The organism is Nocardia sp. NPDC004654 (assembly GCF_040609595.1).
Taxonomy (GTDB): Bacteria; Actinomycetota; Actinomycetes; order Mycobacteriales; family Mycobacteriaceae; genus Nocardia.
Genome location: NZ_JBEXKI010000003.1, coordinates 167,560 through 179,851, shown reverse-complemented (window position 1 = coordinate 179,851; position 12,292 = coordinate 167,560). Strand labels below are relative to the sequence as shown.

General features: G+C 68.2%; 14 protein-coding genes. 5 read left to right on the top strand and 9 right to left on the bottom strand.

What is annotated here, in order from left to right:
• Positions 1–6 precede the first annotated feature (6 nt).
• The gene (locus ABZV58_RS11085) at positions 7–1,551 is read right to left on the bottom strand and encodes an alpha/beta hydrolase (RefSeq protein ID WP_355000006.1); all 1,545 of its coding nucleotides are present in this window, start codon (positions 1,549–1,551) and stop codon (positions 7–9) included.
• A gap of 112 nt (positions 1,552–1,663) precedes the next feature.
• Here ABZV58_RS11085 and radC point away from each other — a divergent pair, with 112 nt between their 5' ends.
• The gene (radC, locus tag ABZV58_RS11080; RefSeq protein WP_355000005.1) at positions 1,664–2,347 is read left to right on the top strand and encodes a DNA repair protein RadC; all 684 of its coding nucleotides are present in this window, start codon (positions 1,664–1,666) and stop codon (positions 2,345–2,347) included.
• A gap of 90 nt (positions 2,348–2,437) precedes the next feature.
• On the opposite strand, the gene ABZV58_RS11075 is transcribed toward radC, so the two are convergent.
• Positions 2,438–3,055, bottom strand: a complete 618-nt coding sequence (locus ABZV58_RS11075; protein ID WP_355000004.1) for a TetR family transcriptional regulator — start codon at positions 3,053–3,055, stop codon at positions 2,438–2,440.
• 61 nt (positions 3,056–3,116) lie between these two features.
• Here ABZV58_RS11075 and ABZV58_RS11070 point away from each other — a divergent pair, with 61 nt between their 5' ends.
• Complete coding sequence (locus ABZV58_RS11070) at positions 3,117–4,361, top strand: FAD-dependent oxidoreductase (protein ID WP_355000003.1); 1,245 nt, start codon at positions 3,117–3,119, stop codon at positions 4,359–4,361.
• 55 nt (positions 4,362–4,416) lie between these two features.
• On the opposite strand, the gene ABZV58_RS11065 is transcribed toward ABZV58_RS11070, so the two are convergent.
• The 6 genes from ABZV58_RS11065 to sdhC all read right to left on the bottom strand — a co-directional run bounded on the left by ABZV58_RS11065 (position 4,417) and on the right by sdhC (position 8,698).
• Positions 4,417–4,851 (bottom strand): PIN domain-containing protein, encoded by a 435-nt coding sequence (locus ABZV58_RS11065; RefSeq protein ID WP_355000002.1) that lies wholly within the window; start codon positions 4,849–4,851, stop codon positions 4,417–4,419.
• Entirely contained in the window at positions 4,848–5,066 is a 219-nt protein-coding gene (locus tag ABZV58_RS11060) for a type II toxin-antitoxin system VapB family antitoxin (RefSeq protein ID WP_355000001.1), read from the bottom strand. Before ABZV58_RS11060 ends, ABZV58_RS11065 begins: the two co-directional genes overlap by 4 nt.
• A gap of 162 nt (positions 5,067–5,228) precedes the next feature.
• Positions 5,229–6,002: a succinate dehydrogenase iron-sulfur subunit gene (locus ABZV58_RS11055; protein WP_355000000.1), complete on the bottom strand. Its 774-nt coding sequence runs from the start codon at positions 6,000–6,002 to the stop codon at positions 5,229–5,231.
• A complete protein-coding gene (sdhA, locus tag ABZV58_RS11050; RefSeq protein ID WP_354999999.1) occupies positions 6,002–7,771 on the bottom strand; it encodes a succinate dehydrogenase flavoprotein subunit in 1,770 nt (589 codons plus the stop codon). The genes ABZV58_RS11055 and sdhA overlap by 1 nt, the downstream gene beginning before the upstream one ends.
• 91 nt (positions 7,772–7,862) lie before the next feature.
• Entirely contained in the window at positions 7,863–8,294 is a 432-nt protein-coding gene (locus ABZV58_RS11045; RefSeq protein ID WP_141807228.1) for a succinate dehydrogenase hydrophobic membrane anchor subunit, read from the bottom strand.
• 5 nt (positions 8,295–8,299) lie between these two features.
• Entirely contained in the window at positions 8,300–8,698 is a 399-nt protein-coding gene (sdhC, locus tag ABZV58_RS11040; RefSeq protein WP_354999998.1) for a succinate dehydrogenase, cytochrome b556 subunit, read from the bottom strand.
• Between the two features lie 314 nt (positions 8,699–9,012).
• Between sdhC and ABZV58_RS11035 the strand changes: the two genes are divergently transcribed.
• Positions 9,013–9,414 (top strand): cytidine deaminase, encoded by a 402-nt coding sequence (locus ABZV58_RS11035; RefSeq protein WP_354999997.1) that lies wholly within the window; start codon positions 9,013–9,015, stop codon positions 9,412–9,414.
• Between the two features lie 6 nt (positions 9,415–9,420).
• On the opposite strand, the gene ABZV58_RS11030 is transcribed toward ABZV58_RS11035, so the two are convergent.
• Positions 9,421–9,669 carry a hypothetical protein gene (locus tag ABZV58_RS11030; RefSeq protein WP_354999996.1) on the bottom strand — a complete coding sequence of 83 codons (249 nt, stop codon included), beginning with the start codon at positions 9,667–9,669 and terminating at the stop codon, positions 9,421–9,423.
• A 95-nt stretch (positions 9,670–9,764) separates the two neighbouring features.
• Here ABZV58_RS11030 and ABZV58_RS11025 point away from each other — a divergent pair, with 95 nt between their 5' ends.
• Together ABZV58_RS11025 and ABZV58_RS11020 are read left to right on the top strand one after the other, a co-directional pair.
• The gene (locus ABZV58_RS11025) at positions 9,765–11,054 is read left to right on the top strand and encodes a thymidine phosphorylase (RefSeq protein ID WP_354999995.1); all 1,290 of its coding nucleotides are present in this window, start codon (positions 9,765–9,767) and stop codon (positions 11,052–11,054) included.
• A 132-nt stretch (positions 11,055–11,186) separates the two neighbouring features.
• Entirely contained in the window at positions 11,187–12,284 is a 1,098-nt protein-coding gene (locus ABZV58_RS11020) for an adenosine deaminase (RefSeq protein ID WP_354999994.1), read from the top strand.
• Positions 12,285–12,292 lie beyond the last annotated feature (8 nt).

Below are 12,292 nucleotides of genomic sequence, written 5' to 3'. Positions count from 1 at the left end.
ATCCGCTCAGGCCGACCGGCAGACCAGTCCTTCGGGTGGTGGGGTGAGATCGATCAGATACCGCAACACCGGCTCGTCCACACACGCCACACCCTGGCCGAAGACGCCGTGCTGCACACCCTCGTAGGTGACCAGGGAAGCGCCGAGCGCGCGGGCCAGGTTCGTCCCGCCCTCGTGCGGGGTGGCCGGATCGCCGGTGACGGAGACGACGACGACCTTCGGCAGATTCGATACCGAGGGGACGTGCGGCTGGGAATTCGTCGGCACCGGCCAGAAGGCGCAGACGCCGAGGGGAGCCTGTCCGGTGCCGCGACCGTCGTCGAAAATCGGTGCGGCGGAGCGGGTGCGGCGGTCCAGTTCGGCGGCCTCGGCGCGATCGGTGACGCGCTTCTCCTCGAGGCAGAACACCGCCTGCTGCAAATCCCGCTCGACGATGCTCGGGCTCGCGATGACGTCCGCGAATGCCAGCAGAGCGTCGCCGCGGCCGTCGGCCAGCTCCTTCAGGCCCTCGGTGATACCGGGCCAGCCCGCCGGGTTGTACAGCGAATTGGCCACCGCGCTGAGCGCGTCGCGATAGCCGAGGCCGCGCGGGTCGGCGGTGGCGGCCGGTCGGTCGATCAGCGGGAGGACGAGGGCGTGGAAGGCCGCGGTGGCGCGGGCCGGGTCGGTGCCGAGCGGGCAGTCCGGCGCCTTGGCGCATTCGGCGGCGTAGGCGTCGAAGGCCTGTTGGAAGCCGCGCGAGAAGACCACCGCGTCGACCATGTCGGTGGCCGGGTCGACGCCGCCGTCGAGGACCATGGCGCGCACGCGGTCGGGGAACATCTCGGCGAAGGTGGAGCCGAGGCGGGTGCCGTAGGAGCCGCCGTAGTAGGTCAGGTTCTCGTCGCCGAGCGCCGCCCGGATCACGTCGAAATCCCGTGCCACATCCCGGGTCCCGACATTGGCCAGCACGTCGACACCCGTGCGCTGTACGCATTTCGCCACGTAGTCGCGGTTCTCGCGTTCGGTTTGCGCGATGCCTTCGGGTGAATAGTCGACGTCGAGCTCGTTGCGCTCCGCTTGGTACTCCTCCGGCGTCAGGCACACCACCTTCGGCGTGGAGGCGCCGAGGCCGCGGACATCGACGCCGATCACGTCGAAACGTTGCGCCACCTCGCTTTTCGCGAACATCAGCGGCATCACGATTCCGGGCGATCCGGGGCCGCCGGGGTTGGTGAGCAGGGAAGCGACCCGGTCGCCGCGGGCGGGGAGGCGGGAGACGGCGATCGAAGCCGTCGCGCCGTCGGGCTCGGCGTAGTCGAGCGGGACGGTCACCCGCCCGCATTCGAGGCCGCCCGCCGCGAGCTCGGCGCCGTGCGGGAAGTCCGCGCAGGAACCCCATGCGACGTGCTGGTCGTAGTACCTGCCGAGGTCCGGGCTCGCCGCGGTGTCGGAGCCGCCGCAGGCCGCGAGCGTCAGCAGCGCGGCTGCGCCCAGTGCGCGCACGGCGTGCGCCGCGCCGTCGCGGCCGTGGGCCGCCGAGTTGTTGGAGTTCTTGCGCCAACCAGACATTCGTCCCCCCGATCGGTTCGTTCCCTCATTCTGCCCGAACCGCGCGCCCACCCGACCTGTCGGTGGCCGCTGGCACAATCCGAACTCTCCAACGCATTCGAGGGGGATTGTGATGTCGGTACCGATCGCCAACCTGCCCTTCGGCCAACGCCCGCGCGAGCGACTGCTCGCGCTCGGCCCGCACGCGCTCAGCGACAGCGAATTGCTCGCCCTGCTGCTCGGTCAGGGTCGCCGGGGCGAGAGTGCGCTGGAATTGGCCGCGGAGCTCCTCGCCGAATACGGCGGCATCCCGGGCCTGGCCAAGGCTCGGCCCGAGGAACTGTTCCGCAGAGCCGGGATCGGGGTGGCCAAGGCCGCCGCGATCATCGCGGCCTTCCAGCTCGGCAGCAGGGCACGCGCCGAACCCGAGGCCGCCCCGCACCTGGAGAGCGCCCTCGATGTCGTCCGCATCGCCCGCCCGCTGTTCGACGGCGTCCGCGTGGAACGGGTTCTCGTGCTGGTCTGCGACACCCAGAATCGCTTGCGGCAGAAGGTGTTCGTCGCCGAAGGCGCGGTCGATCAGGTCGCCGTCCCGATCCGCGAAATCCTCAACACCGTGCTGCGCCACGACGGCCGCGCCTTCGCCCTCGTCCACAACCACCCCTCCGGCACCGCCACCCCCAGCCTCGACGACCGCCGCACCACCACCGCCCTCATCGAAGCGTCCCGCACCGTAGGCCTGCGCTTCCTCGACCACGTGGTCCTCGCGGGCGAACACTGGTCCTGCGCGACTCCCCTTCCCCTCGGCCGGGAATGAGTCGGCTCATGCTGCCCCGAGGACGACCCGCGCCTGCGGTTGCCGGGTGGACGGTGGATACCTGCTTGCGCGATGCCACGTTTCGCGGCGTCACCGCTCGTGCCGTGCTCCCTCCGACAGGTGGCCGCGCAGGCCGATCTCAGCGGCTCGGTGCACGATGCCGGTGATCGTGGTGGGTGTCAGCTTTCCTCTGGCGGAGTCGTCGAGCACCGCGTCGACCGCACCGACCATCGCACCGCTCAACGCCGCCGCGTGCAGGTCGTCGAGGTCGGCGGGGTAGGCGTCGAGGAGGGCTTCGGTCAGGCGCTGCCGCAGTCCCGCGTTGCGCAGCAGAGCGGCAGCGCGCAGGGCGGGCACTTCGGCGATGAGGCGTGCTCGTATGTGGGTGAGTTCGTGGTCGAGCGGGAAACTCCAGCTCGTCGCCGCGCTGAGCTGATCGATCACGCGCAACAGCAGGTCGGCGGGGCCTTCGCGTGGGACGCGGGCGGCGAAGATCTCGGCGAGGAGTTCGTCGTAGAGGTCGTCGTCGGCGAAGACGACGTCTTCCTTGGCGGTGCAGTAGTTGAAGAAGGTCGCGTAGGAAACCTGTGCGGCGGCGGCGATCTCGGCGACCGTGGTGTTGTCGTAACCCTTCTCGGCGAACAATCGCAGGGCCGCCTCGACCAGAGCCTGCTTGGTCTTCCGCTTCTTCTGTTCCCGCAGTCCCATGCCTGGATTCTTACATGCCGTCGAAATTTAGACAGAGTCTAACTTCTGCTAGCCTGGCGCCATGATCGAACGAACGGGGTGCGTCGTCGTGGGTGGCGGCCCAGCGGGGATGATGCTCGGACTGTTGCTGGCTCGCGCGGGCGTCGAGGTGACCGTGCTCGAGAAGCACGCCGACTTCCGCCGGGACTTCCGCGGCGACACCGTCCACCCGTCGACACTGCGCCTTCTCGACGAACTCGGCTTGGGTGAACGGTTCGCGAGAATTCCGGCCGGGCGCCTGCGGCAGATGCGGATACGCATCGGCGACACCGTCGTCGTGATGGCGGATTTCAGCCGAATTCCCGGTCGGCACAAGCACATCGCGATGGTGCCCCAGGGCGATTTCCTCGATCTGCTCTGCGCTGCCGCTTCCGAGGAGCCGACGTTCACCCTCCGTCGCAATTGCACCGTGACCGGATTGCGCCGCGACGACGACGGCCGGGTCACCGGCGTCGACTACACCGATGCGGACGGTGGATCGCGGGCGCTCACGGCGGATCTCACGGTCGGCTGCGACGGCAGGTGGTCGGTGGTGCGCCGCGAATCCGGACTGCCGGTGCGCGAGTTCGAGGTTCCGATGGATGTGTGGCAGGTCCGAGTCCCCAAGGCTCACAGCGGCGACGGCGAGGTGTTCGGCTGGTTCGGCGGTGGTCAGGTGGCGGTCGCGATGGACCGCGGCGACTACCAGCAGGTCGCCTACCTCATCGCGAAAGGCACCGACGAGCAGCGGCGAAGCGAGGACATCGCGGCGTGGCGGTCCCGTCTGGGCGAGCTGTGCGGTTTCTCGGATCGGCAACTGGCCGCCATCCGGGACTGGGACGATGTCGCCGTCCTGCGGACCGGGATGAACCGCCTGCGCCGCTGGTACGCCGACGGCGTGCTGTGCATCGGCGACGCCGCGCACACCATGTCACCGGTCGGCGGCGTCGGCGTCAACCTCGCGATCCAAGACGCCGTCGCCACCGCCCGCTACCTCGCCGAACCCTTGCGCCACGGCACAATTCGCCGCACCGACCTGGCCCGCGTCCAATGCCGCCGCTCTCTCCCCGCGGCGGTCGTCCAGCAGACCCAGCGCGGCGAACACGACATGCTCATCCACCCGGCCCTCGACGCCACCCTCGATGAACACCACCTCCCAGCGCCCCTACGCCTGCTCCGCCGCTCGCCCCGGCTACGCGCCATCACCGCCTACATCGGCGGCATCGGCCTCCGCCCCGAACACGCCCCACCCTTCGCCCGCCGCACAGAGCGCTCCCCAGTCCTTTGAGCGGTCCACTGCGCGAATCCCGTGGGCGGCATCTGCGGACCCACACGCGAGTGAGTCAGTTCAAGCTGCCCTGGGGAACGACCCACACCTGTGGTTGCCGGGTTACGGCCGCGATGTGCTCGAAGTCGGCGTCGTAGTGGACGAGGACCGCGCCGTGGAACTCGGCCACGGCGGCGGTGAGCAGATCGATGATTCCGGCTGAACGATGCTGACTCCTGCGCGCCATCAGCAGCTGAACTTCCCGGGCGCGATCGGCGATGGTTTCGTTGATCGGCAGGTTGATGTACAGGGAGCGTCGTCGTTGGCCGATGTTCTGGACGTCGGCGAGATTGCGGCCGGAGTATCCGGCCTCGAGGTCGACGGTTACGCAGGTCGCGGCGGCGCGGTCGGCGATGAGGCCCGCGATGACGCTTTGTACCGGTGCATGCCTGATGCGAGCGGCCGCTGAGGTGTCCACGAGATGCAGCCGCAGTGGTGTCGTTTCGGTCAACGGCGAGCCTGGCGCATGATTTCCGGATCATCGATGTCCGGCCCGACCCCGAACCCGTGGGGATCGTTCAGCACCTGCTCGATCCGTCGCCTGCGATCGGCCACGAACTCGAGCGCGGCATTGACCGTGTCCTTCTTCGTGGTCGTGCCCAGCTCCTTGGCGGCCAGCGCCAACGCTTCGTCGTTGAGGTCGATCATGGTCTTCATATGTCTCATGATATATCTCCAGCAGAGTACCCAGCAATATCGATGGGTATTCGTAGCCCTCGACGCTGCGGATCGGTGCGTGCCGGTCACGGGGCGGAGCGCCAACGGCGAAGGCCGCCACCGTCTTTGGGATGGTGGCGGCCTTCGTTGTCGGGCCGGTGGGTCCGGGGGTCAGCGGGCGAAGAGGAGGGCTCGCTTGACTTCCTGGATGGCCTTGGTGACCTCGATGCCGCGGGGGCAGGCGTCGGTGCAGTTGAAGGTGGTGCGGCAGCGCCAGACGCCTTCGACGTCGTTGAGGATGTCGAGGCGTTCGCGGGCGGCTTCGTCGCGGCTGTCGAAGATGAAGCGGTGGGCGTTCACGATCGCGGCCGGGCCGAAGTAGCTGCCGTCGCTCCAGTACACGGGGCAGGAGGTGGTGCAGCAGGCGCACAGGATGCACTTGGTGGTGTCGTCGAACCGGGCGCGGTCGGCCTGGCTCTGGATGCGCTCGCGGGTCGGCTCGTTACCCGTGGTGATCAGGTAGGGCTTCACCGCGCGGAACGCGTCGAAGAACGGCTCCATGTCGACGACGAGGTCCTTCTCCACGGGCAGGCCGCGGATCGGCTCGACGGTGACGGTGAGCGACTTGCCGCCCTTGGGCAGCATGTCCTTCATCAGCACCTTGCAGGCCAGCCGGTTCACGCCGTTGATCCGCATCGCGTCCGAACCGCAGACGCCGTGCGCGCACGAGCGGCGGAAGGTGAGCGTGCCGTCCAGGTAGGACTTGATGTAGATGAGCACGTTCAGGAAGCGGTCGGTCGGCAGGACCGGCACCTGGAAGGACTCCCAGTGCGCGCCCTTGTCGTCCTCCGGGTTGAACCTGGCCACCTTGACGGTGATCATCACCGAGCCGTCGGGGACCGGAGCGGGCTTCTGCGAAGAGGGTGCTTCGGCAACAGCAGTCATCAGTACTTACGCTCCATCGGCTCGTAACGGGTCTGCACCACCGGCTTGAAGTCGAGGCGGATGTCGGAGATGAGCTCGGGGCTCTCCTTGTAGGCCATGGTGTGCCGCATGAAGTTCACGTCGTCGCGGTCCGGGTAGTCCTCGCGGGCGTGGCCGCCGCGCGATTCCTTCCTGTTCAGCGCGCCGACGACGGTGACCTCGGCCAGCTCGAGCAGGAAGCCGAGCTCGACGGCCTCGAGCAGGTCGCTGTTGTACCGCTTGCCCTTGTCCTGCACCGAGATCCGCGAGTACCGCTCCTTGAGCGCGTGGATGTCGGTGAGGGCCTGCTTGAGGGTGTCCTCGGTGCGGAACACGGCGGCGTTCATGTCCATCGTGTACTGCAGCTCGGTGCGGATGTCGGCGACCCGCTCGTCACCGTGCTCCGACAGCAGCATGGCCAGCCAGTCGGTGACCATCTGCGCCGGCTTCTCCGGCATGTCGACGAACTCGGTGCGCTGGGCGTACTCCGCGGCGGCGATGCCCGCGCGGCGGCCGAACACGTTGATGTCGAGCAGCGAGTTGGTGCCGAGGCGGTTGGAGCCGTGCACCGAGACGCACGCGCACTCGCCCGCGGCGTAGAGGCCGGGCACGATGTCGGTGTTGTTGCGCAGCACCTCGCCGCGGATCCGGGTCGGGATGCCACCCATCACGTAGTGACAGGTCGGCATGACCGGCACCGGCTCCTTCACCGGGTCCACACCCAGGTAGGTGCGGGAGAACTCGGTGATGTCCGGGAGCTTCTCCTCGAGCACGTCCTCGCCGAGGTGGGTCACGTCGATGAGCACGTAGTCCTTGTTCGGACCGGCGCCGCGACCCTCGAGCACCTCGAGCACCATCGAGCGGGCGACGATGTCGCGCGGCGCGAGGTCCTTGATGGTGGGCGCGTAGCGCTCCATGAACCGCTCGCCGGACGCGTTGCGCAGGATGCCGCCCTCACCGCGGACCGCCTCCGAGATCAGAATGCCGAGACCGGCCAGACCTGTCGGGTGGAACTGGTGGAACTCCATGTCCTCCAGCGGCAGACCCTTGCGGAACACGATCGCCATGCCGTCGCCGGTCAGCGTGTGCGCGTTCGAGGTGGTCTTGTACATCCGGCCCGAGCCGCCGGTGGCGAACACGATCGACTTGGCGTGGAAGACGTGCAGCTCGCCGGTGGCCAGCTCGTAGGCGACCACACCGGTGGCGACCGGACCGCGGTCGGTCTCGGTGAGTACCAGGTCGAGCACGTAGAACTCGTTGTAGAACTCCACGTCGTGCTTGACGCAGTTCTGGTACAGCGTCTGCAGGATCATGTGGCCGGTGCGGTCGGCGGCGTAGCACGCGCGGCGGACCGGAGCCTTGCCGTGATCGCGGGTGTGACCGCCGAAGCGACGCTGGTCGATCTTGCCCTCGGGGGTCCGGTTGAACGGCAGACCCATCTTCTCGAGGTCCATCACCGCGTCGATGGCCTCCTTGGCCATGATCTCCGCGGCGTCCTGGTCGACCAGGTAGTCACCACCCTTGACGGTGTCGAAGGTGTGCCACTCCCAGTTGTCCTCTTCGACGTTGGCCAGCGCGGCGCACATGCCGCCCTGGGCGGCGCCGGTGTGGCTACGGGTCGGGTACAGCTTGGTCAGCACGGCGGTGCGGACCCGGGGACCGGCCTCGATCGCCGCGCGCATGCCCGCGCCACCGGCGCCGACGATGACGACGTCGTAGCGGTGTTCCTGAATCGGTCGCGATTCACTCATGCCTGCGCCTCGCTCCGCTCAGCTCCGGCATGTGCGAAGCACGCTGTGTCGATGATTCGTTCGCTGCGCTCACTCATGCGAGGGCCTGTTCCTAACTGATGTTGGGGTCGAAGGTGAAGATGACGTAGGTGCCGACGCCCGTGACCAGGATCATCGAGATCACCAGCAGGGTCTTGAGCCAGAACCGGGTCGAGTCCTTGCGGGAGTAGTCGTCGATCACGGTGCGCAGACCGTTGCCGCCGTGCAGCTGGGCCAGCCACAGCATGGTGAGGTCCCAGATCTGCCAGAACGGGGAGGCCCAGCGGCCCGCGACAAAGGCGAAGTTCAGTCGCTGCACGCCGCCGTCGATCATCAGCATGATGAACATGTGGCCCAGCACCAGGACCATCAGCAGCAGGCCGGAGAAGCGCATGAACAGCCACGCGTACTTCTCGAAGTTGTTGCTGGAGCGAGCGCGCGGCGAGCGAGGCAGATCCAGGCTGGCCGGACGGTCGTAAGACTTACCGAGTACAGGTGCGCTCATCGCGATCAGTGCTCCGTCAACAGGTAGAAGAACTGGCGGCCGATACCGGCGGCCGAGACCAGGATCCAGATGGCGAGCACGATCCAGAGCATCTGCCGCTGGTAGCGCGGGCCCTGGGACCAGAAGTCGACGAGGATCACGCGGACGCCGTTGAGCGCGTGGAACAGCACGCAGACCACGAGGCCCATCTCCATCAGCGCGACGAGCGGCGTCTTGTAGGTCTCGATCGCCGCGTCGTAGGTCTCCGGGCTGACCCGGACGAGTGCGGTGTCCAAAACGTGCACGAAGAGGAAGAAGAAGATGGTGACACCGGTGATCCGGTGCAGCGCCCAGGACCACATTCCGGGGTCGCCTCGGTACAGCGTCTTCCGCTTCGGCTGGGCCGGAGCTTCGATCGTGGTCATAGAGTGCGGTGCCTCCAACGTCGTTGATGGACCCGGTCTCAGGTCCCGGGCCGGCCGCGTGAAGGGGGCGAATGCCCAGGTTGCTGCGCTGTGCTCCAAGTGTGCTGGAGTACGGTGCTCCGTTCGCACGAGGCCCGCCGGGAACCTGAACCGATCTGTTGTGGACTCTAATCCTCTCGGTTTCGCGGAACTAATTCGGCGTGCCGTGCGTTGCGCGACATTCCGCTGGGTTAGGTTTACCTTTGTTGATGCGTAATGGGGTGTGCGCGGGCTCTCGCGCGGCCTCGTCGCGGTGGTTCGGCGAGAGGTTCACGATGCCGGAAATCGAGTGGAATGTTTTGCGCGACAATGCTATTCGAGTTATGCGCAACGCCTATGCGCCCTACTCTCGTTTCCCGGTCGGCGCAGCGGCTCTCACTTCGGACGGTCGAATTGTGAGCGGTTGCAATGTGGAAAATGTCTCATATGGATTGGGCCTCTGCGCCGAATGCGTACTCGTCGGTAACTTATTCGCGGGCGGCGGCGGGCGTCTCGCGGCGGTCTCGGTCTGCGATTCCCGCGGCGAAATCCTGATGCCGTGCGGTCGCTGCCGCCAGCTTCTCTACGAGCACGGCGGCCGCGATCTCCTGGTGGACCACCGCACGGGCCCCGTCCGGCTGAGCGCCCTGCTGCCCGACGCCTTCGGTCCCGACGACCTCAGCGCCGGACAGCAGTAGGGGGCGTCAGCAGTCGGCCTCGAACGATTCGTCGATCTCCGCCTGAGTCGTCATCTCGGCGCTCGGCACGTGAATGGGGGTGAGCCCCATTCGCTGCATCATCAACGCGACACCCTCGCCGATGGCGGACGACTGAGCAGCGAGCCGGTTCGCGTAGATCTTCACGCCGCGCACATCCCGCAGCAGCGTCTCTTCGAGGTCGGCGACGCGTGTCTCGATCCTGGCCATTCGACGATCCAGATCTGAGCAGGTCATCTGATTCCCCCTTCGTCGATCGATTGATGCGGCGAGGCTATCGGAGGTCACCGACAAGAACCAGCCGCGGTGGAGTGTCGTGCCAGACTGGCCGGGTGACGGGTGTGGACGCGGTTTCGATCATCACGACCAAGCGCGATGGCGGGGAGCTCTCGGACGCGCAGATCGACTGGGTGGTCGACGGATTCACCAGGGGCGCGGTGGCCGACGAGCAGATGTCGGCGCTGGCCATGGCCATTGTCTGGCGCGGGATGACGCGCAGGGAGACGGCCCGCTGGACGGCCGCGATGATCGCCTCTGGACGGCGAATGGACTTCACGGATCTGCCGCGCCCCACGGTGGACAAGCACTCCACGGGCGGGGTCGGCGACAAGATCACGCTGCCGCTCGCGCCGCTGGTCGCCGCGTGTGGTGCGGCGGTGCCGCAACTATCCGGACGTGGGCTGGGTCACACCGGCGGCACTCTGGACAAGCTCGAGTCGATCCCCGGCTGGCGGGCCGACATCGACGTGCCGCGCATGCGCGAGATCCTGGCCGACCCGGCGATCGGCGCGGTCGTGTGCGCGGCGGGGGCCGACCTCGCGCCCGCCGACAAGCGCCTCTACGCCCTGCGCGACGTCACGGGCACGGTCGAGTCGATCCCGTTGATCGCCAGCTCGATCATGAGCAAGAAGATCGCCGAGGGCACCGGCGCGCTGGTGCTCGACGTGAAGGTCGGAGCGGGCGCGTTCATGAAGGACCACGGCGCGGCCCGCGAACTGGCCACGACCATGGTCGAGCTCGGCGCGGACGCCGGGGTGCGCACGGTCGCGTTGCTCACCGCGATGGACACCCCGCTGGGGCGCACCGCGGGCAACGCGCTCGAGGTGGCCGAATCGGTCGAGGTGCTGGCCGGTGGCGGGCCCGCCGACGTCGTCGAGCTCACCCTCGCGCTGGCGCGGGAGATGGTGGCGCTGGCGGGCCTGGACATCGATCCGGCCGACGCACTCGCCGACGGACGGGCGATGGATCACTGGCGCGCGATGGTGCGAGCCCAGGGCGGTGACCCGGACGCGGCCCTGCCGCGCGCCACGCACACCGAAACTGTCCGCGCCGAGCGCGACGGCGTGCTGACCCGCCTGGACGCCATGGGCGTCGGCGTCGCCGCGTGGCGCCTCGGCGCCGGTCGCGCCCGCCAGGGCGACCGGGTGCAGTTCGGCGCGGGCATCGAGATGCACGCCAAGCCGGGCGATCCGGTCGTCGCGGGACAGCCGCTGCTCACCCTGCACACCGACACGCCGGACGCGATCCCGGGAGCCGTTGCCGCACTGGCGGATTCGATCACCATCGGCGCCACCGCGCCGATCGGGGACGTCCCGCTGATCTTGGACCGGATCGGTTCCTGAGCGCCGAAACCGGCCGTGCTCGGCGTCGCTACGGAGACGCGCTGTGAACCGCGCCGTGGCCCGCCGGCAACGAGATGGTTGACACGGCGGAACTTCGCTGCCGATTCCGCGCGGCGCGGCTAACGTGTGGTCATGACAGGACCGATGCCGCTCACCCTCGCCTCGATCCGCCAAGCTCCCAAGGCGCTGCTGCACGATCACCTCGACGGTGGTCTGCGGCCCGCGACGGTGCTGGAGCTCGCCGCCGATTGCGGTTACGAAGACCTACCCGCGACCGATGAGGCCACCCTGGCGGCCTGGTTCCGCGACGCCGCCGACAGCGGTTCCCTGGAGCGCTACCTGGAGACGTTCGCGCACACCGTCGCGGTGATGCAGACACCGGAGGGCCTGCGCCGGGTGGCTCGCGAGTGCGCGGAGGACCTGGCCGCCGACGGCGTGGTGTACGCCGAGGTTCGCTTCGCGCCCGAGCAGCACCTGGAGCGCGGCCTGAGCATGGACGAGGTGGTCGAGCACACCTTGGCCGGCTTCCGTGAGGGCGAGGCGGCCGCGGCCGAGGCGGGCCATTCCATCGTGGTGACCTGTCTGCTCACGGCCATGCGGCACGCGGCGCGTTCGCGTGAGATCGCCGAGCTCACGGTGCGCTGGCGCGACCGTGGCGTCGGCGGCTTCGACATCGCGGGTGCGGAGGCGGGCTTCCCGCCGAGCAGGCATCTCGACGCGTTCGAGTTCATGCGGGCGAGCAGCGCGCACTTCACCATCCACGCGGGCGAGGCGTTCGGCCTGCCGTCGATCCACGAGGCGCTGGCGTTCTGCGGCGCCGACCGGCTCGGGCACGGCGTGCGCATCACCGACGACATCCACGTGCCAGGCGCGCTCGAGGACGCGGAACTGGGTCTGGTCGCGAACTACGTGCGGGACATGCGAATTCCGCTCGAGCTGTGTCCCTCGTCGAATGTGCAGACCGGTGCGGTGCCCGCCCTGGACAAGCACCCGTTCGATCTGCTCGCCCGGCTGCGCTTCCGCGTCACGGTGAACACCGACAACCGCCTGATGAGCGACACCACGATGAGCGCGGAGATGCTGAAGCTGGTGGAGACCTTCGGCTACGGCTGGAGCGATTTGGAGCGGTTCACCATCAACGCGATGAAGTCGGCCTTCATCCCGTTCCCGGAGCGGCTGCGCATCATCGACGACATCATCAAGCCGGGGTACGCGGTGCTGCTCGGCTGAACGAGGGC

Bases quoted from the DNA above. Each gene is read 5' to 3' on its own strand.
- ABZV58_RS11085 (WP_355000006.1), bottom strand. From the start codon at position 1,551: ATGTCTGGTTGGCGCAAGAACTCCAACAACTCGGCGGCCCACGGCCGC.
- radC (WP_355000005.1), top strand. From the start codon at position 1,664: ATGTCGGTACCGATCGCCAACCTGCCCTTCGGCCAACGCCCGCGCGAG.
- ABZV58_RS11075 (WP_355000004.1), bottom strand. From the start codon at position 3,055: ATGGGACTGCGGGAACAGAAGAAGCGGAAGACCAAGCAGGCTCTGGTC.
- ABZV58_RS11070 (WP_355000003.1), top strand. From the start codon at position 3,117: ATGATCGAACGAACGGGGTGCGTCGTCGTGGGTGGCGGCCCAGCGGGG.
- ABZV58_RS11060 (WP_355000001.1), bottom strand. From the start codon at position 5,066: ATGAGACATATGAAGACCATGATCGACCTCAACGACGAAGCGTTGGCG.
- ABZV58_RS11055 (WP_355000000.1), bottom strand. From the start codon at position 6,002: ATGACTGCTGTTGCCGAAGCACCCTCTTCGCAGAAGCCCGCTCCGGTC.
- sdhA (WP_354999999.1), bottom strand. From the start codon at position 7,771: ATGAGTGAATCGCGACCGATTCAGGAACACCGCTACGACGTCGTCATC.
- ABZV58_RS11045 (WP_141807228.1), bottom strand. From the start codon at position 8,294: ATGAGCGCACCTGTACTCGGTAAGTCTTACGACCGTCCGGCCAGCCTG.
- sdhC (WP_354999998.1), bottom strand. From the start codon at position 8,698: ATGACCACGATCGAAGCTCCGGCCCAGCCGAAGCGGAAGACGCTGTAC.
- ABZV58_RS11035 (WP_354999997.1), top strand. From the start codon at position 9,013: ATGCCGGAAATCGAGTGGAATGTTTTGCGCGACAATGCTATTCGAGTT.
- ABZV58_RS11030 (WP_354999996.1), bottom strand. From the start codon at position 9,669: ATGACCTGCTCAGATCTGGATCGTCGAATGGCCAGGATCGAGACACGC.
- ABZV58_RS11020 (WP_354999994.1), top strand. From the start codon at position 11,187: ATGACAGGACCGATGCCGCTCACCCTCGCCTCGATCCGCCAAGCTCCC.